This is a genomic window from Planctobacterium marinum (genome assembly GCF_036322805.1).
GTDB classification, from domain to species: Bacteria; Pseudomonadota; Gammaproteobacteria; order Enterobacterales; family Alteromonadaceae; genus Planctobacterium; species Planctobacterium marinum_A.
Map to the genome: position 1 here is coordinate 379,726 of NZ_AP027272.1, position 24,717 is coordinate 404,442.

Below are 24,717 nucleotides of genomic sequence, written 5' to 3' on the forward strand. Positions count from 1 at the left end.
AGGTTTCACCGTGCCCTGTTTACTTTTAATCATTCATTCCATGGAAGTAATGTGATGGTGAGCCCCTGTGGTGGATTAGGTGTGGAACCCGTGTAGGTGATATTGACGTTGGAAGAAAAACCACCCTGGTCGTCATAGGGGGTTCCGTACGATAGCCCATTGATACTCACATCCAGTTGGTGCAGATAGGCGGCATACCAATTTGCTAGCTGCCCGGGCGCGTTCATGGTATGGGGAGGCGCCTTAGTGCCATCCGCCAAACCAGTGTCAACTAAAGTGGTGGAGCCAGTGCTGGCTGGAGTCACGGATGTGATTTTCTTCATGGCTGTTGGCGAAGTACCGCGATAAACGTTAAACGCCGTAAATGTGGTAACACCAGTATTCGGGATAGTGAGTGTTACCTGATTGTTATTGCTGCTACTTAGCTCATCGGACTGAACGGTCACGATGTTACCCGGAATGGTTTCCTGATTGCTGGAGTCGCCATTGACGTTGACTCCGGCAATGGCGTAGTAATAGGTGTGCTTAGCCAGACTGGCTGTGGCACTTTGAGACACCGTGGCGGTGAGTGGGAACAAAGGTGCCTGGGCCCAATACATTGGCTTCAATACTTCTTTTGGCCAGCTTCTGTCGGGGTTTCTACGGGGGGTGAGACCGCGATTAAGAGCAGCGTTGATGGGATTCATAACGTCTTTCACGATGGCTGGTGGTGCAGTGGAAAGCGGGGCCGCTGGATTGGGGATGCCGACATTATCAGCCGTGCCAAAACAGCCAGAGGCTCCGAATACCATGGCCGAAGGAGAAGCCTGCTTATCAGTCAACCAGTCAGGCGCTTTGGGTAATGGAATGGGCGGATTAAAAGCATCGTCTGGCACATTACTGGAAAAGAAGGGTTGATAGATATTCACGGTTTTACCCGCATAGTTACCACCATATATTCCTTGCTCGCCTGTCAACGTCAGTACGGTATAGGTTTCACCATTAATTATTTGCTCAGAAGTATGGCCTGTCCATTTGGTGGAAACTTCGCCGGCAATATCAATTTCGAATTTTCTGAGGTCGCTGTTTTTGTCTTTAGCGGCTTTGTCATCCGAGTTTTTAACTGGCCGATAGTAATCAAAGAAGTCTTTAATGGCGTCAGTAAAATAGGCATTCAGTGGTTCAAAAAAGTAGTTGTTGTCCGGCGGTGTTGCGACTTCATCCCCGGCATCTGCAGAGGGTGTACCATTGTCCAGATATTGCGGTAATAGCGTCACTGAGCTACCTGCATCAAAATCCACAGTACTGAACATGGTTCCGGTAAAGGTAGACTGGCTAATATCCACAGCCGTGTACTGAAATAAGCCTTCATTGACACCATCACTGACAAGCAAGGTGCCGACTTTCGGTATTGTGTCAGTTAACGGTGTGGATACAGTGACTGATGAAGAGGTACTTGTCACTGTGTGCTCCAGGCTGGAATTATTGGCTAGTGCCTGTGACGTGTAAGGTGTATCACCATTGAGACGTTGCGCGCCCTCCAGGTTGGCATGTTTGCTACGGTACACATTGTATCTTGTGGCGCCAGGGTAAGTGCGCCAGTTGACTACCGCCAGGGTACCTGCGTTGATAGTTTGTGCCTGGATCGCACCTGTCATGGATTCGTTAAAGCGCAATTCTGCGGTCGCGCCTTGTCCACCGCCGCCGCTTAAGGTGATGCTGGGCGCGGTTTGATAACCACTGCCACTATGGATGATTTTTATCTCTACCACTTTGTCTGCGTTTGCACCGCTGCCCAATATCGCAATACCTGCAGCCGTTGTGCCTCCTGCTTGTGGTGCAGAGATGTTAACGCCAGGTGCACTAGTATAGTTGCTGCCACCGTCGGTGACTCTGGCGATAAACTCCTCTTTAACAGCAGTGATTGCATAATAATAATTATCAGGGGCCAGGCTAACAGCTGCCGCTGCACCACTGCCGGTCGTGCTTGTAAAGGATACCGTGGGAGGGTGTGTGTAGCCACTGCCCGCGCTGGTTATCTCTACACTTTGTACTTGTTCCGAGTTTAGTATTGCTATGCCTGTGGCAGCTTCTCCGGATTTTTGTGGCTTTGAAAATGTTACGGCGGGTGCTGATTGATAATTTGAACCAGGGTTCTGCACTACCACGGTAGCCGGGTTGGTATTTACACTAAACGTAAAACCTGATGTCCCGCCAGGATTTTGAATGGGCTGAAAACCAGAGATACCAGAAGTTGCGATTTGTGGGCCGCTATTCACCAGAAAGTTTAACCAATCTTGCGGTGCGGTGATACGCGCCACCGTTGGGCTTTTATCTGCTGCCAGCGTCTCGAATACCTTGGCATTGGAGCTTTTTGGTAAACTTTCAAGAAACGGCACAAAGCCATTAAAAAGCGTTGTTCTATTCTGTAAAAAGCCAACGCCCTGATTAAATGGCTGGTGGGGATTAGTTGCTGCATTGGGAGCATTACTGATTTTTGCGGTAACGTTAAAAGGAAAGCCAATCTGATCAATCGCAGACACATCAAAATCGATACCGCCGCCACTATTCACGCTGAGTGTGCCGTTAATGCCCCACTCAAAAAGTCCAAAAGTATCATTCGGGTTGGAACTCAAGGTGGGAACCACCAACTCCTGCGCGGCGTTACTCTGTAAACCATTGTTGGGGCCAACAAACATCACCAATTCGCCGCTGGAAATATCTGTGGTAGGCACGTTACCTGTTAAGGTTTGACCGGGTGCAGGAATGTTGATAACGGTTTGTGCAATATCTGGGTAGGTATTACCCGCAGTGAATACCTCCAGTAAAGGAATATTAGTGAGTGCTGGTTTGCTGCTGGACAGCACCCAATCATGGTCAAGGGTAACACTTGCACCGGGAGAGAACGTGCCTGTACCCCCAGTAACACCCGTAAACATGGCTAAACCACTTAGATACATATCCTGTGAAACAAATGATTCATAGTGCACTTTGGTTTGCGCTGTAATGTTGCCATTGGCATCTTTTTCGGTGATCAGCAACGACCCATTTTCAAGCGGAAAGTTTGCTATCTGGGTTTGTGTGTTCACAGCAATTATGATGGTGTCTGAGGGCAAGTTCAGATTGATGCGCTCGGGATGCTTTTGCGTTACCTGTTTTGCCAACGTCGCTGCAGCTACAACAGCATTGCCATTGTCGTTTAGTGCCGAGCTGAGAAAGACTTGAGGTGCGGTTTTGGCCAGCCCACTTAAGCCAAACAGGGCAACATAAACCCCTTGTTGGGCTATTTCTTTGGGAACCGAAAAGGTTATCGGAAAAGTTTCAGGTGAAAAAACAGCCGTATCAGCACTCATAATCGGGGTACCCTGGAATTTTAATTCCCTAAAGCGTAGCTTGAGTCTTCATTTTTACCATTACGCTGTATTACATGATTTGTGAAGCTCGAACGTTAATTTTTTTAACCCGAATTTATCCCTACTGACACATTTTGGTAGATCACCGGGGCTAAACTAGCCATGAATTTATCACACCTTTAAGGAGCAAATTATGATTGGTTATGTGACATTAGGTACCGCAGATTTGGAAAAATCTGGCGCTTATTACGATGCTTTATTGGCCACTATCGGTGCCGGCCGTTTTATGGAAGAAGAAAACTATTTTATCGCCTGGTCTAAAGGCGAAGATGAGCCAGCCCTTTCGGTGACGCTGCCCTATAACAAAGAGGCTGCTACCGTGGGTAACGGCGTTATGGTGGCCATTTTTCTGGAAACACCGGAACAAGTGGATGCCTTTTATACTAAAGCAATTGAGTTGGGCGGCACATGCGAAGGTAAGCCAGGGTTCAGACCTGAAGAGGCCACAAAAGGGTTTTATGCGGGCTATTTTCGCGATTTAGATGGCAATAAATTGAATGCTTTTTGTATGGTGGCTTAAAGAATATCTCAGTGCCGCCCGCAATGACCCGTAAGGCGCAGCACATAGCTGCGTCTTAACATTATAAATGAGTGTTGCCGAACAGACGTGTTATTTGGGTTGCTTCCCACTGTTAAAGTCTTCAAGGATTGTCAGAGTCGGTTTTCCATCATGCAGCTCCCGTTGCAATCGGACATGCCATACTTGCTCAGGAAACTGTTGTGTCTGGTTGAGTAATAATGCCAGATGGGGCAGGCTGGGTTTTATTTGCGCGAGGGCTTCTGGCCATGCTAGCCATTGCCAGGACTCAATGTAGTCTGGTGTTCTTTGTAATTTTCCGTTTGCCATCGCGCTGTAAAAAATGCGTTTTTGAAAAGGTTTATCCGGTGCCATACTGACGTCGAATTCTCCATTCAACTTTGGCGTGGAAACTGTCAGGCCATAGTCCGCTGCAAGGTCGTACAATTGAGAGATCTCAAATTGCTCGGGTGTTTTGTAAAAGCCCGGTGTTACCCACAAATCTCGGTCTTTAATCTTTAAAACCAATAGCTGATTATGGTCATTGACGATATTAAGTCGATAGAATGCTGTCTCGTTTGCGTGTGCCGCAATGCTCACGAAGAGCAAGAGCAATTTCAGAATCTGCCTCATTAACCCTCTCTGTTACTTTCGTTATGGTATCGACAAAATACTGTCGGAACTCACTTTTGGCTACCAGTTAACGGGTTTTGCTGCTCAGTGCAGTCTTTATTAAACACTTTATAAGTGTCTACTGCACATACCATGAGACGGATCCCGCAGGCTTTTTATTGACTTTCACCCAACATAGGCTCTTCGGAATCAAACATCAGATATTTTTTTAAGTAACTGACAATTGGTTTGCTCATGGTCTGGTCTTTGTGTCCCTTTAGATGACGCGTTAACGCCTCTTCCATAAGATAGAGATAAGCCTCTTTGGCGAGTTCTGATTCTGGACTATGCCCTTCATTGGGGTCGCTCAATAATACGACGTTTTGTTGTTTTTGCTGCAAGCGCACGGCGATTTCTCTGATATCTTCTATGGCGACGCGCTCGTCTCGCTCACCAGCCCAAAGGTAAAGAGGAGCTATTATCTTATCGAGGTGTTTGTCGGGGGATTGCTGGTACAGCCGTGCAGTATCTGTCCTGTTCTGACGGTCTAACATCAGAGTTTTGATGCGTAGATTAAAACCCGGTTGTTGCGAGACGGAGATACTATTGCCATAACGCAGCAAAGTATGAGCCAGATTTGCAGGGGCTGCACCGGCGAAACCTACCTTGAATCGCTCTGGCGTAAAAGCTAAGGCGGTCAGGGTGCTGAACCCGCCAAAAGAGTGGCCGACGATGGCTTGCTGATTGCTATCACCGATCCCGTGGCTTAACAGATAGTCCAATCCTTCCAGAATATCTTGTTGTACTCTGCCGTTGCCAAAGTCTTTATTGGCACTGATTGTATAGTTTAATCCCAATCCCGTAGAGCTCCTAAAGTTAGGCTCAAATACAGCATAGCCGCGATTAGCCAGAAATTGTGCCTGACGACTATATGCGCCTTGGCTACGATTCCATGGGCCACCGTGAGGCATGGCAATCAAGGGTACTGCAGCGGGATCATAGCCGAGCGGTAAGATGAGATAGCCTTGCAACTGCATACCGTCACTGGCCTGATACCAAAAAGGGATTCTGGGGGCTATCCATTGCCCAGGGATGGTGTTTTGCTTTAAGTGGGCAAGCGGCTTTCGCCATGATTGTTGGGCGACATCGTAAATCCAATATTCATTGTCTGAGCGGGTCGGATTGCTGTCTTTTACCAGGAAAATGTCGTGCTTCCTAGAAGCGCGCAGATACCATTGTGGGCTCGTTGTTTTTATTTGGATTTCCTGCACAATAGGCTGCATCGCTTCATTAAGTGCAAAGTGTGCTGAATAATCTGTTTGGTAGCTGACAATTTGCGGCCCTTCAGAAGGGTGTACTGATACTCCCAGCAAGTCGAAACGCTGTTTCGGGTGCTGATGTAATAGCGTTTTTTCACCACTGACAGTATTTACGCTGAATAGCGCTAAGGTATTCAGGTGAAAATAGCTGGAGACAAATAGCGTCTTGGTTTGGGGATCCCAGGCGTGCAATTTACAGGCACTCAGTGCTCGGCAATGGGTTACGGGTTGTAGCCCATTCTCATTCACAATGCTGATTTGTTGTTGCTCGGCAATAAGTTGTTTGATCACCTTTAGCTGACCTTGCTGGCTTAAGAATCCAGTAATGGGAGACTGGCTGGTGATGGCAGGGTGAGACGTACCTTGGTCGTTGTAGGTAAGCAATTGATGCTGCTGCGTACTGGTGTTGAAATCTTTCACCCAATACTGCCCTGGTTTGTCTCTATCCGGGCCGATGAACTGGCTGTCGCTACCGGGTAATTCAAATAGCTTTTGCGCCAGATGTCCCACTTTAATACCGACTTTGTATACAGCAGGGCCGCTTTCATAGACCAGTGAGTGACTGTCGGCGGACCAATGTAAGTTTTTTAGTTGTTTGGTACTCAACACACGTCGATGACTATCGGTGGACAGACTGTAATGCCAAATTTCTAGCCTGTTAGCCTTAGCCAACGTATAGGCAAGGTGTTTACCATCAGGGGATAGTATTACGTTTTGTAATTCCGGAGACTGGCTGAACAATTCGCGGGCCATCAGTGGTGCTTTTACTGCAGTTTCCACTTGCGATTTTATGCTAGCAAAGGGAGTATCAGCGCTTTTCTCTTCTGCGCAAACGGGATTAATCAGGCACAGTAATACCATGGCAGGCATCATATTCTTGAACATAACGGGGCTCGATGTGAAAGGCCCGCTGGCGCGGGCCAAATTGATTAGCGTCTAATGGGTTGTAGTACCAAGTAGCTCAGCAGTGCGGGTAATCCCATCACCGTCACCACAGCCAACCAGGTCCAGCGCAGGCGGGATTGAAGCTGGTGTTTTGTCACAAGCCAGAAGATGATGAATACACTGCTAATTTGCAGCAGTATGGCGACAGTGTATATGGTATTGGGGTACTGCTGTTTGCTGATTTGGTCAAGGCTTAAAAAGCGTTTCTCAAACGGGTCTATAGTGTGCATCACCAATTCTTCTGAAGCATAAATAAATGGCGAAATCATAAAGCCGAAATGCCGTACCCAAGCTGGGTTTCGGTGTACGGTGAATTCACGAGCCCCAAGTTGCTCAACAGAGCCGTCCAGGCGGGCGACAAACACTTCTGCGCCGGGCCGGTCAAAGCCGTAATAATCTTCACCCAAGAAAAGTAGCAGGTAACCATCTGCAACTGAAAAGCCATAGCCGAACTCCGCGTTTTGTGTACTTTGTGGATAGCCAAATTGATAATCCACATGAGCTGAGGAGAAATCATCCTGAAGGGTTCGAGGATCAAACAAAATTAAGTGCTTGTTAGTTGAAATCATCGGCATCTCTGCCGGACCCCATATACCGCTTGTGTAGAATTCACCTTGAGCGGGTTGGTGTTTCAACAGCAAAGCTCGGCTCTCGAAGTCCATTTTGAAGAGCGAGTCTTGTGTCGATAAGTATCTACCGCCACTCAAATGAGGGATTTGTGCAAACCTGTCAGCTTCATTCACATCGTTTAAATCTGCAATGAACCCTTTTGTACCAATAGCACCAGTAAATTGATTAGTGCGACTATTGATGCCAATTAGCAGCATTTCATCATGGGAAAACTTCCAACTTTCTTCAAATTCTGGATGGCTGAGATTGTCACTGTTATCAAAGCGGTGAAGTTGCTGAGAATAGGGTGGTTGCCAAGGGGTGATAGGCAAACTTTTGCGTTTAGCCAGAGTTGCCTGGTATGCATAGTGTTCAGCTTGTGGATGATCGCTGTTCTCAAGTACATAACCTATGGCATTTTTAAAGTTGTTTTCCCAGATCTTTTGCATTGAGCCGGGTTTCGCTGATGAATCAGGGTGACTTCCCAATACCGCTAATGGCAGATGATAAGTAATCACCGTCGTAAACAGCAGCACTAAGGCAATGCCATAACTGGTGCCTGCGGCCAGCAATCCCGTGCCAAGGGCAGATTTAATCGGGCTATTCAGGTCTGGTTTGAAACTCTGAAGATTCAAATAAAACAGGGCTGGTAGCAGTATCAATAAGGGTAGGTATTGTGCCAGGGCGTTATTGGGCTCAGGGAAAAACGCAATGGTCATGGCATAGAAACACAGGATCACAAACTTGGAGCGATGCAAAACCGTTAACGTTCCCAGCATGTAACAGGCGATGCAGAGCAGTGTAATGTAAAGCGTGAACAGATAATGTCGGGTATCCACCACTTTATCGGTAAACACATCATAGCCGATCGAAGTGAGCATGAGCGACAGAAATACAGTCATTGTAATGACCGCGACTCCTGAAAGCAGCAGGCTCAAATAGATAGTTTTTGGCGACATAGGGCGATGTAACAAGAACAGCCAATAGTTCTTTTTACGCCACAATATCCCGTGCAGGAGTCCAAACGCTAAAGCCAAGGTGATAAATGCCAGGGTAAGCAAAAAGCCCATATTGCGATGTAAAATATCCCAAAAGCCCAATTTGGGTAACATAAAATAGGCTGTCATGAACAACACCAGGCTAATAAAGGTCCCTTTACGCAACCTCATTAGTTCACTTTTAAACAATGCCAACATGATTATAACTCCAGAGGTTTACTGTGATTGCGGGTAAGAAAAGCGTTAACCGCTGATTCCAGGTTGATTGGGAGTGGTTGCATGAATGTTGCACCTTGATGTTTCAGGTAACTGGCAAAGTCTGCTTTGCAATCAGCCACGACAATATGATGACGTCCCTCAATGTTACGGCTACTTAGAAAGCCCGGAATAGCCGCAGGGTCGAAGGGTTTGCCATCAAAATCCACCGACCAGGAGGCAATTCTGGCAACAAAGTCTTCCGGTGCGCTGTTGTTGATGAGGCGTCCTTGCTCCATCAAAATCAGATTGTCGGCAACGCGTTCAATCTCTTCCATTTGATGTGAGCAATAGATAATGGATGCCTGATGTTCGGTGCCGATAAAGAGCAGTGATTCAAGAAAGCTTTGCTTCGCTACCACATCCAGGCCTAACGTAGGCTCATCTAAAATGAGCAAATCCGGTTGTTGTGCCAAAGCCAACGACAGACTTAATCCGGCGCGTTCTCCTCGCGATAAACCTGTTATTTTTTGCTTAGAGTCGATATCAAAATAACTGACAGTACGATCAAATACGATTTGCTGCCATTTGGGATAAAAGCCACGTTGTAACGCAATTACACTTTCTACTGTCATCCAATCAGGCAGGGTATGCTCTTCATTGACGTAACCGACTCGCCCGCGATCCCCAGGAGATAAGTGCTGAGAGTTTTTACCTAAGACGTGGCAACTGCCACTAGTGGGGGTATCCATACCCAGTAGCAGCCGGAATAAGGTGGACTTACCCGCGCCATTACTGCCGACTATGGCATGAATACCACCTTCGGCAACCGACAAGGTAAAGTTGTCCAATGCCTTTTTGTGTCCAAATGATCGGGTTAGAGAGTCTGTCTCTATACACGCAGAAGCCATATCATTCTCCATTTGACGTAGCAGCGGTTTCCAGACGATGCAGGGCATCGCTAACTGCGGCTACGACTTCTTGTTTGCTGTAATCCAAATAGGCGACTTCGTTAACGAAAGTGGCCAAAGCCTGTTGCAGTTTTTGTTGTTGTTCAGCGTCACTCAACCTCTGCCTTTGTGGAGCTATGAACAAGCCGAGTCCTTGTCGAGATTCTACAAGTCCTTGGTTGTTTAACTCGTTGTAAGCTTTGGCGACAGTATTGGCATTTACCATCAATTGCAGGGCAAGACCGCGGACGCTAGGCAGCTTTGCACCAACGGGTAACTCTCCCCGGGCAATCTGAATGCGAATTTCATCCACAATTTGCTTGAAAATGGGGCGCGGATCACCGGTGGTTATCTGCATATTGAGGGTAATTGATTTTGACATACACAACTAAACTGTACTATCTGTAGTGGTACAGTATATACAGTTTTGTGAGTTTGCAACAAAGAATCTCTGAAATGGTTTTCAGTAGATTGTAAACTTTTGTTTTAATAGGAATTTATGTGCTTATTGGGCTCTGATACAGTGCTTGCCCGCAGATTTAGCTTGGTACATAGCGTTATCTGCGCGCTCCAGCCACAGATCAATGCTGTCATCGGCACTCACTTCACTGAGGCCGATGCTGCAACTCACCATGGCATTTTGGGCAAATTGCGCCTGATCCAGCTCTTTTTGTAAACGCAGTGCAAAGCGTTCAGCTTCGCTGGATAACGCACCAGGGCAGAGCACTACAAATTCATCGCCGCCCCAGCGACCTATGATGTCTGTTTCCCGCGCACAGCGTTTGAGTAAGGCGGCGAATTGCTCAAGTACGGCATCACCGACATTGTGGCCGTAATAATCATTGAGGTGCTTGAAGTCATCAATATCAATGAACACCAGTGAGCACTCATTGATACCGCGTTTTTTGCGTTTGATATGCTCCTCTGCTTCAGCGGTGATCTGGACCCGATTGTACAGGTCTGTAAGAGGGTCGTGGGTGGAAAGATAATGCAGACGGTCATTTTTCTTTTTCAATGCCGACTGCAAACTCTCAAGTGCTCGGTTCTTCTCTTCAATTCGGTTGCGATAGCGCACGGTTATAGCGTGGCGGATCAATAAAAAGATGAGTAGTACTAATATCGGTCCGGCGATTTTGGCGGTTAACCAAACATCCACTTCTTTGATAATTTTGACATTGTTCCAACGTCGATAAATATCATTGTGCTGCTGGGCGCTTATCTGGTCAATGGCCTGATCAATTGCGGGTACAAGGTGACTATACTCTTTGATGACACCCACTCTGAGTTCATCGTCTAGTCCAATCCAACCGGTAATACGCAACTCGCTTAAGCCATTTTTTTGAATATGTTCCATGATGGTGTGCATTGAGCCTACCATCACATCAATATCGCCTGCGGCCAAAAGTCTTATCCCCGCTTGTTCTGTGGGTACTTCATAAATAGGTACGTCGGGATAGTATTTATTGATGTGTTCGTGCTGTCGGTAACCTTTAACCACACCCACTTTTTCGGTTTTTATCATGGCGAGGTTGGGAATAGGTGTGCCTTCGCTATGGGTGATAATGACATTCGGCGCTTTAAAGATTACCTGGCTGAAATCCAAAAAAGTAGAACGCTGCACCGTCTGATTGAGAAAAGGAGTAACGTGGCAGTTTCCATTTTGCAGCTGTTGCAACGATTCCACCCATGATTGCGTTGTGATCAGGTTAAATTCCAATCCTGAATATTGGGAGATTAAATCCAGATAGTCTCTGGACATGCCCACATGGCGATTATCCTGCAACCCTTCATAGGGTAACCAATTCGTGTCTACACAATAATTGAGTGCCTGCGTTGATTGTGCCTGCGATGTCGATGTGAAAAGCCACGTAAGCACGGCAATAATCAAGCTGAATTTCCTGTCCAATGGTGAGCTCTAGGTTTTCCCGTTTGTAGTTGAGTATAGCTTATTTTTTGAGCTGGCAAGTTGGATTCAATACATTCAACAGTCTCAGTTGTACCGGGTAATTCAATCATGCTTAGATTTCCTGTTACTAAATCCCAAAAATTCTTATTAATAGTGTGACCATGAACAAAATGTAATCAAATAAAGCGTTGACATTTTCTCATTTTGCGCCAGAATAACCGCATTCGAATGGTGTTCGAATGCGGTTATTCATTATGCAAATAGGCCAAAACGAATATCTCATTATTGTTTATAGGGTATTTTTATGGCTCCAGCTCCTAAATTTAGTGTCGCCACACAACAGGAAATGATCCTCAATGCGGCGGTACAAAGTATTTCTGAAACCTCGGTAACAGACTTCACGATGGCCAGTGTGGCAAGACTGGCCAAACTGTCCATGGGCAGTATTTACAAGTTTGTACAAAGTAAAGAAGACATCGTCCTGGCTTTGGCGCACCAGTCTTTTACCCACCTGTCCGCCACTTTTCAGAAAGTGTTGGCGTTGCCGTTAAGTGCGCCAGAAAAGCTGGTGGCGGTTTGTCTGATATCTCCGGCCAAAACACAGCTGTTTGAGTTTGAACACGATTTGCAATCCTACGCCACCAATGAAGCGGTGATACGCCGTGCGTCGCCTATGTGGACCAACAAAATGATTGAGGCCTGTGGTCACTGCGAATCTATTTTTAAACTGACTTTAGCCAATGACATTAAAGCCGGGGAGCTGGAGCAGGTGCCGAACCTGAATGAAGTTATCGAAGAGATTGTGATTTCAGGCTGGGCAATGACCGTAGGTTACGAAGAAGTGCGCCGGGTGAAGCAGACGAGCGAGGTGATTGACGGTACTGATTCACTGCAAGAGCCACTGGCATTAAACGACCCTATGGTGCGCAGTATGGTGCGATTGCTGAATACCTATCCGTGGCGCAAGCCGCTTACACAGCAGTCTCTGCAGCTGATTGAACAACAATTGATTTCGCTAGATTTACGTTGAGGATGACGACTATGAAAATTAAAGCATGGATATTGAGTATTGGCCTGGTGAGCAGTGTTATTGCCGGCCTTGGGTTTGTGAAATATTCGCAGGTGATGGCTGCGATTGCATTTGGCGAGTCTTTCCCTGAGCCTTCAGCCAGTGTGCAAAGTACCATAGTACAAGTGAGTCAGTATCGGCCAATAAGTAAAGTGGTGGGGCAGTTACAGTCGCCAAAGCATCTGGTGGTGAGTAATGAATATGCCGGTCCCATTACCTATGTGGGATTTGCACCGGGTGATTATGTGCAAGCAGGTGAGGTGTTAATTGAGCAAGATGTGGCATTAGAGAAGGCAGAACTGTCTGCGGCACAATCGCGCCTGAGATTAGCGCAAGTGACATTATCTCGTCGGGTGAGTTTGTTAAAGCAGAACCGTGCCAGCCAAGGGGAAGTGGATGAGGCGGAAGCGAATGTCGCTGTTGCCCAGGCAGAAGTGAGTCGTTTAGCCACTATCATAAGCCGCAAAACTATTACCGCCCCTTTTGCCGGGCAAGTGGGCCTGGAGCAATATCAAACCGGACAATTATTAGCGGCCAATACTTCATTGACCACGCTGGTGGGGCAGGGAGATAAAATCTGGGTGGATTTTTCTATTCCGCAAACTCAAATCCAGATTGCCACTGGCGACACTGTGATGATTCATTCCGCTGTGGCTAACAGTCAGCCAATTTCCGCAAAAGTCATGGCGCGAGAGGCGTCGGTGAATGCCAATTCCAGACAATTGCGCTATCGCGCCGAATTGGACAACACCAGCAATACCTTGAGTCACAATCAGATGGTCACGGTGCACGTGCCTGGCCCGGCTAAGCAAGTGGTGTTGGTGCCTGTCAGTGCCATTACCCGCAATCACTTCGGCGAGTTTGTTTATCAACTGCAAAAAGATGCGCAACAAAACTGGCGCGCCAAGCCGATAAAGGTAGAGTTGGGACCGCGTCAGGGAGAGCAACAAATCGTATTGTCTGGCTTAACCGGCGGTGAGTTCATTGCTGCTCAAGGGGCATTCAAGTTATCCGAAGGTTTATTGGTGTATACCGAGCAAGCCAATAGCAGCACTGTAACAGCAGGGAGCCTGTAATGAGCACCTTGCATGAGAACAAACCCTCTTGGGTGGATATCTTTGTCAGTCGTCCTGCCCTTGCCATTGTTATCTCGGTATTAATCATTTTGGCTGGGTTGAACGCGGCACAGAAAATCTCAGTGCAGCAATTTCCTCAAATCAAAAGCGCTTCATTAGTGATTGATACCGTTTATACCGGGGCATCGGCGGATGTGGTAAAAGGCTATGTGACTGAGCCCATTGAGCGGGTCACCTCCACCATTCCCGGCGTGGATTACGTGGATTCGGTTACCACTGCGGGATTGAGCAAGGTAACGGCCTGGTTGGAGTTAAATCACGACACCACAGACGCGTTGGCAGAACTGACTACTAAACTAAATCAAATTAAATTTGAATTGCCGGTAGGTGTTGAAGACCCCTTTATTCAGATAGTACGCGCCGACAGTCCTTATGCGGTATTTTACCTGGATGTGGCATCACAAAGCTTGCCCCGTAGTGAAGTCAGTGATTATCTGGTGCGCAATATCGTGCCAGCGCTTAACGATATTAAAGGGGTGCAAAAAGTTACGTTGGAAGGTGGCCGAGACCCAGCCATGCGTATCTGGTTAGATCCCGATAAGCTGGCCATGTATGACCTCAGTGCCGCCGATGTATTCGCTGCGCTGCAAGCCAATAACACCATTGCCACCCTGGGCTACAGTGAAAACAATCGTCAGCGCATTGATTTGTTGGCCAACACCAGTCTGAAAAGCATCAGTGATTTTGAGCAGCTGATCATTCGTGATGTAGCTGGCAGCCAGCTGCGTCTGGGCACCATTGCTGAGATTGAAGTTGGCGAAGCACAAGGCATGGTAACCGCTCGTCTGGATGATAAAAACACCGTGTTCCTGGCGATTTGGGCATTACCGGGCGCCAATGAAATTGATATCGGTGACGGCTTGTACAAGAAGCTGGATGAGCTGAATCCATTGCTTCCTGCGGGAATGCAAATCGATATCGGCTACGACGGTACCTTGTATATGCGCGACTCGATTAAGGAGATCTTCACCACGTTGGCAGAGACTGTCTTGCTGGTGGGCCTGGTGGTCCTGGTAATGATGGGGTCGTTCCGCACGGCACTGGTACCTCTGGTGACCATTCCCATTTCTATTTTAGGGGCGATAGCGGTTATTTCGCTATTGGGCTTTTCCCTGAATCTGCTGACAATCCTGGCCATTGTATTATCGGTGGGCTTGGTGGTGGATGATGCCATTGTGGTGGTGGAAAACGTCGCCCGCCATATGCGCGAAGGTAAGTCCCGCCTCTATGCTGCGCTCATTAGCTCGCGTCAGCTGTTGATGCCGATTATCGCTATGACACTAACACTGGCGGCGGTGTATGCGCCCATTGGTTTTCTCACCGGGTTAACCGGGTTCTTATTTCGAGAGTTTGCCTTTACCCTGGCGATTGCCGTACTGATATCAGGTGTGGTAGCAATCACTCTGTCACCGATTATGAGTGCTTGGGTAAACCCTGAAGGCGGTAAAGAGGGGCCATTTACTCGACGGGTTAATCAGCAATTTGATCGCCTGCAAGACTTCTACAGCCGCTTATTGGAGCGTCTCTTCCAGTATCGCGCTCAGGTGTTTTTTGTGGCGATTGTGTTTTCCCTGTTGTCGGTGCCTTTTTATCTGTTATCACAGAAAGAGCTGGCCCCCATCGAAGATCAAAGCTCTATTCAGGTGGTAGTAGAAGCGCCACCTGAATCCTCACAGCAGTATACTGCACAGCAAATGAACCAGACAGCCGAGGTGATGAATGCCACCGAAGGCGGTAAGTTTACCTGGCAAATCGTCACTGCCGCAGCCGGTTTCGGTGGTGTTGAACTGCAACCCTTCGAAGAACGCGAACACGCCGTGCACGACCTGTTGTTTGATTTATATGGTCGTTTGGGCAGTGTTTCGGGCTTAAGCTTGTTCCCAATTTTACCCGCAGCCTTACCCACGGCGGGACAGTTTGATGTAGAGCTGGTGGTGCGTGCCGGTGATGATCCTCGCACCATGAAGCGCTATGCTGATGAAATTCTCGCTCAAGCCGAGGCCAGTGGAAATTTCATGTTCGTCAACACCGACCTGAAAATCGATTTGCCGCAGGCGGAGCTGGAATTAAACAAGGAACTGATTGCCGATCTGGGTCTGACACTTCAGTCAGTGAACGAGCAGTTGGCGATTTTGATGTCTAATAACTTTGCGAATTACTTCAACAAAGAAGGCAAAGCTTACCGGGTGATCCCCATTGTGGGCGAGGTCGACCGTTTCAATCCAGAGAACGTGCTATCCATGAAGGTGCGCAACGATGCTGGCGACCTGATCCCGGTATCGGCATTTGCTGAGTTGCGTACCTTTACCAGTCCTCGGGTACTTGGCTCTTTTAATCAGCAAAATAGCTTCCGTATCCTGGCTGGGGTATTGCCGCATATCACCAAAGAACAAGGCTTGGTCACGGTAGAAAATATTGCAGCTAACGTTTTGCCCGCCAGCTACTCAGTGGATTATGCGGGGGAATCCCGACAGCTGCGCAAAGAAGGCAATACCATGGTAGGTGTTTTACTGGTGTCTATTATCGTTGTGTACTTCCTGCTCACTATTCAATTCAATAGCTTCCGCGACCCTCTGGTAGTGATTTTGGGCTGTGCGCCTTTGGCTCTGGCGGGGGCTTTGATGTTGCCCTTTATCTCTCTGACCACCATTAATATTTATAGTCAAATTGGGTTGATCACCTTGATTGGGCTTATCGCGAAAAATGGCATCTTGATAGTAGAATTTGCCAAGCATTTGCAGCTGGAGGGAAAAACCAAGCTGGAAGCCATTAAAGGCAGCGCAGCAAACCGCTTGCGTCCTATCTTAATGACAACTGCGGCCACTGTGCTGGGACATTTCCCACTAGTACTGGTTACAGGAGCAGGCGCTGAAGCACGCAACAGCATAGGTGTTATTTTGGTGGTGGGTATGGTTATCGGTACTTTTTTTACTCTAATCCTATTGCCATTGCTTTATCAGGTTCTGGCCAAAGAACACAAACCACACAACATTGAACAGTGGCAGGAACAGTCCGCTGTGGATATCAAGCAGGCGGCTTGATTAAGAGCACCTCAAACTATCAAGCGGGGGCATTAGCCCCCGTTTTTTTATATCTGTTTTGGGGGAACTTTAAAACAAGACAGAGCATCAGTGACAAATCAGCAGAATGTCAGGCGTAATTCAGGATTTTAAGATTGGGTTTGTCCACAATGCGTGGCAAATCAATCAAGGATCTTAAATCATGAAACGCCTGTTTTTTTTATTATCGTGTTTGTTATTGCCAGCCACTTGCTTGCATGCAGAAAACGTTGAATCACTGAATCTTGAAGACGACAAGTACCCCGGTTATTCAATGCCCCGAACGCAGGTTATCCCGCTTAGAGATACCTCGAATGCGAAGCAATACGAGTTGTATATCAAATTACCTGAAAACTATCAGGAAGATTCAGATATGACTTATCCGGTGATTTATTTTACAGATGCTGTCTGGCACATCGAGGTTTTGTCGGCTGCTCATGAGTATTTATTGCCAGAGTCGATATTGGTGGGCATTTCCTGGCAACAAGATTCCGATGCTGAATTGGTTGCGCAATACGGCGCACATGCCAGCCGTTTCAGTGATTATTCCCATTGGGACAAAGCCAATCCCAATCACCCTAAACTCAAGTTTGGTGGTGCTGAAAAGCATTTAGCATTTATACGCAAAGACGTGCTGCCTTTTGTGCAAAAGCACTATCGAACCCAACCTGATAAGCGCAGTTATTTTGGTTATTCGTTGGGAGGCGGATTTGGCGCGTATATTCTGCTAAATCAACCAGATACTTTTCAAAATTATATTTTGGGAAGTCCCTCTGTGAAGCTTTTTACCGAGGGTGATCCGAAGCGCTTCAATCGTGCAGAGCTTAAGCAAACTAATATATTTATCGCCCACGGTGACCTAGAAGAAAACAGAGCAGAAGACATTAAGGCCTTTATCGCAAAGTTTGAGCAATCTGCTCAGCAACCGATCCAGCTGCGTTATAAGGTTATCAGCGGTGATCATTCCACTGCATTCCCTGAAACAGCGATAGAGAGTATTCGTTGGCTAAAAGAGCGCTTTGGCGCGGACTAGTTAGAGAGCAGGCCATTTTTTAACAGGTGGTTACACTTGCCGGATGCTCTTGCGTGAAAGGTTATGTTAAAAAGAGTAATTAAATACACGGACAGGGAATGAGTTTGAGCCCGTTTAGCCAATCAAGAGTGAAAATAACAAGCGCGCTAGCTGGAGTCGCCATGGTGCTAGCCCCATGTCTTTCTCAAGCCATTGTGATACGCCACGATGTAGAGGCCCAGCGATACGATGCGACTCATGGGGATTTTCCGCCATTGGCAACACTTTATTCCATCGGTGTGCACGGAACGTTAATACATTCTGAGTGGGTGGTGACAGCTGCTCATGCTGTGTTTTGTATGAACCCCGGGCAAGCCATAAAAGTGGGTAACAAGTCGATAGCGATTGTAAATCGCTATAGTCATCCAAATTATGAACTGGGCAAAGAGCACGATATCGCTTTATTACAATTGAGCCAACCTGTAACTCACATCCAACCAGCACAGTTGTTCACGGAACAAACCGAACAAGGTCGAGAGGTTTGGTTTATCGGAGCCGGCGGCACGGGAACTGGTACTACTGGCGAAACTATCGGCTATAAGGACAATCAAGGCAAATTGCGCAAAGCGCAAAACAAAATCATAGATGTAACTCAATCTGATGTGGTTTTTAAGTTTGAAAAAGGCGACAAAGGATTGCCATTGGAAGGGGTTTCTGGCAATGGGGATAGTGGCGGGCCGGCTTATATAAAACAGGGAGAACAGTTTCTGCTATTAGGCGTCAGTTCTCGTGCCGACTCCTGGTTTCACGATGTCGGGGAGTATGGTGTAACCGAGTTGTACACCAGAGTTTCTGGTTATTCAGATAGGATAGGGCAGGTAATCAATGCTGGTAGCGATAAAGAGCGGCAACAATTAGCGACTCAAGATCCTTTCCTACAACCGGGCATGAAACAGGGCGATATGCCTGAATTGTGCGCCTCAATCGAGGTGCGTTGATGTATTCACCAGACTAATTGCCGGTGTTGAGCGACGCTTTATTTTGTTTCTTAAACAATCGCTTCTTACAGGCAATAAAGGGTCTGGCATAGGCATCTATAACAGAGCGATGCGATGGCTCTTTTTTGTCTAATCCGAACAGCAAAAAACGGGTATTGCCAGACAGCACCAGGGTACCAAATAAGCGATCCCAAATGGCCAGTGCGGTACCGAAGTTTTTATCGTGAAATTTCACCTGGCGACTGTGATGTATCTGGTGTTGCACCGGACTGATGAACCAGCGCTCGATGGTATCTCCCCAGCGCCACTTTACATGGGAGTGACGCAAATTCGATCCCATCACATTAAAGACAAAAATGAACACGTTAGCCCCTAGAATATCCGCCATTGACAGGGTAGGACCGAATAAAAAATAACAAACGCCAACGGCGCAACCTTGTGCCAGGCCCATACGACAGGCATAGAGGAAGCTCTCCAGCGGATGAGAGCGATACACCGTCATGGGGGTGAGCACTTTGGCAGAGTGATGGACTTTGTGAAACTCCCAAAGCCATGGCACTTTATGCAGCAGGTAGTGCAATAAAAAGCGGGTGAAATCGTCGAACAAAAACAGCACCAAGGTGAACACAAAAATCACCGTGACGCTGCTTTCAATATCGCTGAATACCTGTTTGATGCCGAACAGCCATTCCAGCGCGTCACTTAAGCCAATGGCGATAGGCACCATAGTCAGTATCAAGGGGGCCCATAAGAAGGCGCGCACCAGTCGATTAATAATAAACAACTGATAATCCAGCATGGCGCTTTTGTGCAGCCATACTTTGGGGTTGAGCAGGTAGTAAATAAAGCCTTTGTCGTTTTTTAGCTTGCGCTGTTGAGTAACGTACACCAGAAAAGCGAACAGCGCTGCCCCGACAATGTACCCCACAAACAGGCGTTTGTTGGGATCCATCAGGTAATACAGTATTTCCAGCAGCTCTGCTTTAAATTGCTCTAGCATGGTTTCGGGTACGTTACTCTCCGCTTAGAAGTTATATTTTAGCCCAACCTGAAACTGCTGCGGGCGATTGGGTCTGGCACCGTAAGGGCGGCGACTGACAATGCTGGCATCATCAAACAGGTTATCCGCTTTAACATAGAGGCGAATATCTTGATTAAAGCGATACCAGGCAGATAAATCCACAACCGTGAAGCTATCCGTGTACTTACCAGCCAGTGCATTATCCAATGGATCACCGGTCAGCGCCGCTTGTCCGCTCTCTGGCATGGCGTCGGTATAAACTATGTTGCCTTTGATGGCCCAGTTGTCACCTTCTAATCCCAGGCTTAGGGTAGCCTGATGCTCAGCAAGATAAGGCAGTGGGTTGCCCTCTTCTACAAAATTCCACAGGGAGAACGTTGAGTAAAAGCTTTCTTTGAACTCAGAGTCGGTATAGGTGTACATGAGATCTACGGGGATAGTCAGGCCTGAATCCAAAGAGAATTCAGTGCTTGCTGCCATTTCGAGGCCGTAAACATCAACACTGCCACCACTGAAGGCCAGATCCGTATCGCAACCCGCTGAAAAAGAACAAGATTCAATCAGATTAGAGTAATCGTTAAAAAACGCCACCGATTCAAAGCGACTGTCTTTACCACTGTAACGATAACCGATTTCGTAGTTATTACTCTTTTCAAATTCGATGGATTCATTCTGGATAGGACTGGTGGGTACAAACCCTCGGTGTACACCAGCAAAAACTACTGATTGCTCGGTTAGCTGATAAAGGGCGCTGAGTCGGGGTAAGAAAATGTCGTTGCTCTTTTGCTGGGCATCGTCTTCGCTTCCCGGAACACGGTTTTGGTAATCGCCATCGATATTTTCATAGCGTACACCCGCCGTTACCACAAAGTCGCCCCAACTGATGGTATCTTGCAGGTATACCGAAATGGCATCAGTTTGCTCAGTATTAGTAGTAGTGGCTCGGGAACCTTCGCCAGTTGGCGTCAGCGCACCGCTGCGCATAAAGTAGTTTTCTACCGTGTGATTGCGCTGGATTTCATCCTGGTGGAAGCGGATCCCAAATTCAATAAGGTGCTCAGTATCACCTGAAGTTAAGCGCAAATCGCCATCACTTTGAATACCTTGCGAATACAAAGAACGGTCGTTGTTACCCAATTCCAGAATTTCTCTGGCTGAGCTGTCTATTTGTCCGCGCATCACGGCCAACAGTTCCAAGTGACGCGGCTCAGTGGGGTCTGAAACGATTGTCAGTAGACTGGGCAGGGTTTCACCAAAGGAGCTGACAAATTTATTGAGTTTGTTCCAGGCACGGTCCAGGTCGGTACGGTATGCTTGGGTAGCCAGGGTCCAGTTATTACCTTCGATAAAATGCGATAAGGTAAAGGCGCTGTGGTCCCATTCCATTCTGTCCAGTTGTCCGGCAGCGTAACGCTGATAAGGGTTCTCGCGAAAGTCCTCATCGGTTAGGCCAGTATAGGTAAAGTTAGATTTCTCATCGGCGTAATTGGCTTTGAATACCAACTCCTGGGTGTAGCCATCACTAGACAGGTCGTAGCGCACTTTCAGATTGAAATCATTCTTTTCAAAGCCTACATCACCGCCATTGTCCAGCTCCTGGAAACCGTCGGATTGCAGGTTAACCCCCTCAATCAGGACGCCCAGTCGATCTGTGACATTTTTACCGTAGTAGCCGTGCGCTTTTTGATAGCCGTCGGTACCCAGTGCGATATCTAACTGGCCTTCATCGGCTTCGGGAACAGGGCGGGTGAGCATGTTCAATGCGCCTGCAACGGTATTGGGCCCATACTTGATTGCAGCTGGTCCTTTGGTGACTTCTACCCCCACCATTTTACTGGTCAACGGGAAGAAGTAAGCAGCGGGAGCGGAATAAGGGGCAGGGCCAATTAACAGGCCGTCTTCCATGATATTGATTTTTTTACTACGCTCTGGGGTGACGCCGCGAAAACCTATGTTGGGACGCAGACCAAAGCCATCTTCCAGGCGTACGTTAACACCCGGTACCGTAGCCAGAATACGAGCAATGTCGTCATACTCAAATTGTTCCAATTCAACCTCGTCCACCAGTGATACGGATCCTGCGGACAGTTCCATGGTGCGCTGGTTGCCGATGATACTAATGTGCTCAATGGAAGCATCTGCAGCGGCATCTTCAGCCGCACTAACGTTAGCAAAGAGGCAGCCAGAGGCTGCCCCAATAAAACCTATTAATAAAGTTTTGTTTTTCATGTGTTTAGTCATTGTCTCCAGCAGACGTAGAAGGTAATTCCAGGGCAAGGCTCTGGATGAAGTCGCCTTTGAGGATGTCATCAACCTCGTTAACCTCTTCGTGCAGTTGCTCTACACTTTCAGGGTTTTGTTCCAGCACATTACTGTAGGTGCCAGTCATTTGTTCAGCCAGGGTGATGGCCTCATCCAGTTGAGTGATGATATTACTGGCGGTTTGTGTGTCGCCCTCTTCGGTGAGAAAGTCAACGAAGCTCGGATCTTGTTCCGAATTGCCAGCCAGTAAAGTGCGCAAGGCGCGCATATTATTTAATATGTTTTCCAGCGAATAATCGGCGTAAGGCGATTCCGCGTCTTGGGCGCAAGGCACCAGTCCACAGTTGTTCACCTTGATCCCCACGGGTGCGGCTATCTTGCCGTCTTTCATTGCCCCGGTGAAGTAGAAGAAACCATCCGTAATATCGTTAATCGCCTCTAAACTGGTGCTGAAATCAGATCCAGGATTACCGGCATTTTTTAGTAATTCACCGTAGCCGCTGTCTCCCGTCCATTGAGTGACGATATCGTTAGCACCCGCCAGCACGTCAGAAGAAACAACACTGGCGAAGTAACAGCGCGCTGCGATGCGATCTTCATCGGTTCTGTCATTCCAGCCGTCTGGTTCAGTGCCCGGCGTTGTGCACTTGTGATCGAGGTCTTCATCAAACAGTAAGTACTCCAGCGCATCCATGCCTTTTCTGGCAACATTTTGCTGAGTAATGTCATAACCCGACTCTTCTGCAGCTACCACGTCTTGGTCCACGAAACAGGCTCGATTGTTGGGCCAGGAATAAATTCTATTGCGACGTTCATTACTATTATCGGCCAGTGGCCCCACTTGCATCAGCTCAGCCATTTGCCAGGTGTCCATCGCTGATTTCCAATTGTTTTGTGCAGTGCCTCGAAGGTTGTTTTCATCGCCAGGTAAGGCGTCGCAATACGCGCTAACCGAGGTATCTAGCGCTTGAGCACGCTGAGCGAATAGCTCAAAGGTAGGGATATAGATGTTGTCAACTATCGCCTCAATCAGACCGCTTTCGGTAAATTCTGCGGCTTGTTGCGCTTCATTAGGATCAGTGCCATCGCTAACTTCATCGCCATCATTCAGGCCATCTCCATCGCTATCACCATTGTTGGGATCGGTTTGATAAACATTGATTTCATCGCCATCAGACAAACCGTCACCATCTGAATCTGCTTGTGTGGCACTGGTGTTGTAAGTGTTGATTTCGTCACTATCGCTCAGGCCGTCGTTATCGCTATCACTGGAAGTGGCATCGGTACCATAAGTGTTAATTTCGTCACCATCAGATAAACCATCATTGTCGGAGTCGGCCACCGTGTAATCTGTTCCCAAAGCATCTTCTTCTGCTTTAGTAAGCCCGTCCTGGTCGATATCGGCAGATGTCCACAAGTCGTATTGTGGTTGTGCCAAAGGTATATCAGTTTGTTGAGTGCCGAAGGTCAGACGGGAAATTCCATCGCCATTGCTGGTGAGCACGTCAGTACCTGAACTATTGAGTACAAACCACTGGCTAGTGGCAGCGCGACGCACCGCTAAATCCGCTTTACCATCACCATCATAATCAGCAGGGACAGGAATATCGGTAGAACGCAACCCAAATTGACGGCGTGTAATGCCGTCTGCATTACCGGAAATTGCATCAGTGCCTGAAGAATTTAATACATACCAGAATTGTGTACCAGGTCGTCTTACTGCCAAATCGGCCTTGCCATCGCCATCATAATCCGCAGGTACAGGAATATCTGTTTCCTGTGTGCCGAAGCGTTTACGAGTAATGCCATCTGACTTGCCCGATATATTGTCCACGCCAGATGAATTGAGCACATACCAGAATTGTGTGCCCGGACGACGCACTGCCAAATCCGCTTTACCATCGCCATCATAATCGGCGGGCACGGGGATATCACTTTCTTGCGTACCGAATTGACGTCGTGTAATACCATCAGCATTACCGGTTAAACTGTCGACGCCAGACGAGTTGAGAATGTACCAGAATTGATTGGAAGGCCTTCTTACCGCGAGGTCGGTGATACCATCGCCATCATAATCGGCAGGTACAGGGATATCACCTGTTTGTAGGCCAAACTGCTGTCGGGTAATACCGTCGGCGTTACCGCTGATGCGATCAGTTCCACTGGAGTTTTTGACATACCAAATTTGCCCTGTAGCTCTGCGCACCGCGAAATCTGCTATGCCATCACCATCGAAATCACCCACCACGGGGATATCGCCGGCATTGCGACCAAATGTAATCTGTGAGGTTTGATCATCGGAAGAGCGATATACGATGTTTTGAAATGAGGACGCTCTGCGGAAAACGATATCGTCCTTGCCATCACCGTCATAATCCAATGCAGCACTGCCTTGAGCACTATTTGCCCATACGGAGTTTGGTGCCACAAGCACGGCTAGCATGCTCAACACGGTGAACAATGCCCCTTCTCGTTTTTTTCGGGATTGATTGAATTTCGGATTAATTTTCATGGGTTAAACCTTGTGTCACGACGTTTTCAATCGCTTTATTGGGTGTTGTTGCAGTCGGCAGTAAACGCAAAATACAAACAAGTTTATCATTTTCAACTTGTGCTAAATTCAACTGTGTTCCACTACCAACCATTTGAAATTACGGGTTTTTCTCTCAGAAAACCATTTCAGATATAAACCTGTTGAAACGCTTTTTGAGTGCTTT

General features: G+C 47.5%; 16 protein-coding genes. 6 read left to right on the forward strand and 10 right to left on the reverse strand.

Translation table 11 applies throughout. The annotated features are described in order from the left end of the window. Positions 1-29: 29 nt before the first annotated feature. On the reverse strand, positions 30-3,332 hold the full coding sequence (locus AABA75_RS01695; protein WP_338290662.1) for a hypothetical protein: 3,303 nt from the start codon (positions 3,330-3,332) through the stop codon (positions 30-32). Positions 3,333-3,525: 193 nt separating this feature from the next. On the opposite strand from AABA75_RS01695, the gene AABA75_RS01700 reads away from it, so the two are divergent. Then, the gene (locus tag AABA75_RS01700) at positions 3,526-3,912 is read left to right on the forward strand and encodes a VOC family protein (RefSeq protein ID WP_338290663.1); all 387 of its coding nucleotides are present in this window, start codon (positions 3,526-3,528) and stop codon (positions 3,910-3,912) included. A gap of 90 nt (positions 3,913-4,002) precedes the next feature. Here AABA75_RS01700 and AABA75_RS01705 read toward each other — a convergent pair whose 3' ends face one another. From AABA75_RS01705 to AABA75_RS01730, 6 genes are all read right to left on the reverse strand, one after another. Beyond that, positions 4,003-4,542 (reverse strand): hypothetical protein, encoded by a 540-nt coding sequence (locus tag AABA75_RS01705; RefSeq protein WP_338290664.1) that lies wholly within the window; start codon positions 4,540-4,542, stop codon positions 4,003-4,005. 155 nt (positions 4,543-4,697) lie between these two features. Next, a complete protein-coding gene (locus AABA75_RS01710; RefSeq protein ID WP_338290666.1) occupies positions 4,698-6,725 on the reverse strand; it encodes a S9 family peptidase in 2,028 nt (675 codons plus the stop codon). Between the two features lie 44 nt (positions 6,726-6,769). Continuing rightward, positions 6,770-8,563 (reverse strand): hypothetical protein, encoded by a 1,794-nt coding sequence (locus AABA75_RS01715; protein WP_338290668.1) that lies wholly within the window; start codon positions 8,561-8,563, stop codon positions 6,770-6,772. A 29-nt stretch (positions 8,564-8,592) separates the two neighbouring features. Further along, positions 8,593-9,498, reverse strand: a complete 906-nt coding sequence (locus tag AABA75_RS01720; protein ID WP_338290669.1) for an ABC transporter ATP-binding protein — start codon at positions 9,496-9,498, stop codon at positions 8,593-8,595. A 1-nt stretch (position 9,499) separates the two neighbouring features. Further along, positions 9,500-9,919 (reverse strand): GntR family transcriptional regulator, encoded by a 420-nt coding sequence (locus AABA75_RS01725; RefSeq protein WP_338290670.1) that lies wholly within the window; start codon positions 9,917-9,919, stop codon positions 9,500-9,502. 123 nt (positions 9,920-10,042) lie between these two features. After that, on the reverse strand, positions 10,043-11,425 hold the full coding sequence (locus AABA75_RS01730; protein WP_338290671.1) for a diguanylate cyclase: 1,383 nt from the start codon (positions 11,423-11,425) through the stop codon (positions 10,043-10,045). A gap of 322 nt (positions 11,426-11,747) precedes the next feature. On the opposite strand from AABA75_RS01730, the gene AABA75_RS01735 reads away from it, so the two are divergent. From AABA75_RS01735 to AABA75_RS01755, 5 genes are all read left to right on the forward strand, one after another. Beyond that, a complete protein-coding gene (locus AABA75_RS01735) occupies positions 11,748-12,473 on the forward strand; it encodes a TetR/AcrR family transcriptional regulator (protein ID WP_338290672.1) in 726 nt (241 codons plus the stop codon). A gap of 11 nt (positions 12,474-12,484) precedes the next feature. Next, complete coding sequence (locus tag AABA75_RS01740) at positions 12,485-13,588, forward strand: efflux RND transporter periplasmic adaptor subunit (protein WP_338290673.1); 1,104 nt, start codon at positions 12,485-12,487, stop codon at positions 13,586-13,588. Continuing rightward, a complete protein-coding gene (locus AABA75_RS01745; protein ID WP_338290674.1) occupies positions 13,588-16,689 on the forward strand; it encodes an efflux RND transporter permease subunit in 3,102 nt (1,033 codons plus the stop codon). Before AABA75_RS01740 ends, AABA75_RS01745 begins: the two co-directional genes overlap by 1 nt. A 181-nt stretch (positions 16,690-16,870) precedes the next feature. Continuing rightward, positions 16,871-17,740, forward strand: coding sequence for an alpha/beta hydrolase (locus AABA75_RS01750; RefSeq protein ID WP_338290675.1), 870 nt, complete (start codon positions 16,871-16,873; stop codon positions 17,738-17,740). A gap of 161 nt (positions 17,741-17,901) precedes the next feature. After that, positions 17,902-18,717, forward strand: a complete 816-nt coding sequence (locus AABA75_RS01755) for a S1 family peptidase (protein ID WP_338290677.1) — start codon at positions 17,902-17,904, stop codon at positions 18,715-18,717. A gap of 13 nt (positions 18,718-18,730) precedes the next feature. On the opposite strand, the gene AABA75_RS01760 is transcribed toward AABA75_RS01755, so the two are convergent. The 3 genes from AABA75_RS01760 to AABA75_RS01770 are packed head-to-tail and all read right to left on the reverse strand — an operon-like array spanning position 18,731 to position 24,512. Then, positions 18,731-19,717: a sterol desaturase family protein gene (locus AABA75_RS01760; protein ID WP_338290678.1), complete on the reverse strand. Its 987-nt coding sequence runs from the start codon at positions 19,715-19,717 to the stop codon at positions 18,731-18,733. A gap of 24 nt (positions 19,718-19,741) precedes the next feature. Beyond that, positions 19,742-21,967 carry a TonB-dependent receptor family protein gene (locus AABA75_RS01765; protein ID WP_338290679.1) on the reverse strand — a complete coding sequence of 742 codons (2,226 nt, stop codon included), beginning with the start codon at positions 21,965-21,967 and terminating at the stop codon, positions 19,742-19,744. 4 nt (positions 21,968-21,971) lie between these two features. After that, the gene (locus AABA75_RS01770) at positions 21,972-24,512 is read right to left on the reverse strand and encodes an imelysin family protein (RefSeq protein WP_338290680.1); all 2,541 of its coding nucleotides are present in this window, start codon (positions 24,510-24,512) and stop codon (positions 21,972-21,974) included. Positions 24,513-24,717 lie beyond the last annotated feature (205 nt).

Coding starts and splice junctions, on each gene's coding strand:
- AABA75_RS01725 (WP_338290670.1), bottom strand. CDS start 9,919: ATGTCAAAATCAATTACCCTCAATATGCAGATAACCACCGGTGATCCG.
- AABA75_RS01715 (WP_338290668.1), bottom strand. CDS start 8,563: ATGAGGTTGCGTAAAGGGACCTTTATTAGCCTGGTGTTGTTCATGACA.
- AABA75_RS01710 (WP_338290666.1), bottom strand. CDS start 6,725: ATGTTCAAGAATATGATGCCTGCCATGGTATTACTGTGCCTGATTAAT.
- AABA75_RS01720 (WP_338290669.1), bottom strand. CDS start 9,498: ATGGCTTCTGCGTGTATAGAGACAGACTCTCTAACCCGATCATTTGGA.
- AABA75_RS01705 (WP_338290664.1), bottom strand. CDS start 4,542: ATGAGGCAGATTCTGAAATTGCTCTTGCTCTTCGTGAGCATTGCGGCA.
- AABA75_RS01745 (WP_338290674.1), top strand. CDS start 13,588: ATGAGCACCTTGCATGAGAACAAACCCTCTTGGGTGGATATCTTTGTC.
- AABA75_RS01765 (WP_338290679.1), bottom strand. CDS start 21,967: ATGAAAAACAAAACTTTATTAATAGGTTTTATTGGGGCAGCCTCTGGC.
- AABA75_RS01740 (WP_338290673.1), top strand. CDS start 12,485: ATGAAAATTAAAGCATGGATATTGAGTATTGGCCTGGTGAGCAGTGTT.
- AABA75_RS01695 (WP_338290662.1), bottom strand. CDS start 3,332: ATGAGTGCTGATACGGCTGTTTTTTCACCTGAAACTTTTCCGATAACC.
- AABA75_RS01750 (WP_338290675.1), top strand. CDS start 16,871: ATGAAACGCCTGTTTTTTTTATTATCGTGTTTGTTATTGCCAGCCACT.
- AABA75_RS01755 (WP_338290677.1), top strand. CDS start 17,902: ATGGTGCTAGCCCCATGTCTTTCTCAAGCCATTGTGATACGCCACGAT.
- AABA75_RS01700 (WP_338290663.1), top strand. CDS start 3,526: ATGATTGGTTATGTGACATTAGGTACCGCAGATTTGGAAAAATCTGGC.
- AABA75_RS01770 (WP_338290680.1), bottom strand. CDS start 24,512: ATGAAAATTAATCCGAAATTCAATCAATCCCGAAAAAAACGAGAAGGG.
- AABA75_RS01735 (WP_338290672.1), top strand. CDS start 11,748: ATGGCTCCAGCTCCTAAATTTAGTGTCGCCACACAACAGGAAATGATC.
- AABA75_RS01760 (WP_338290678.1), bottom strand. CDS start 19,717: ATGCTAGAGCAATTTAAAGCAGAGCTGCTGGAAATACTGTATTACCTG.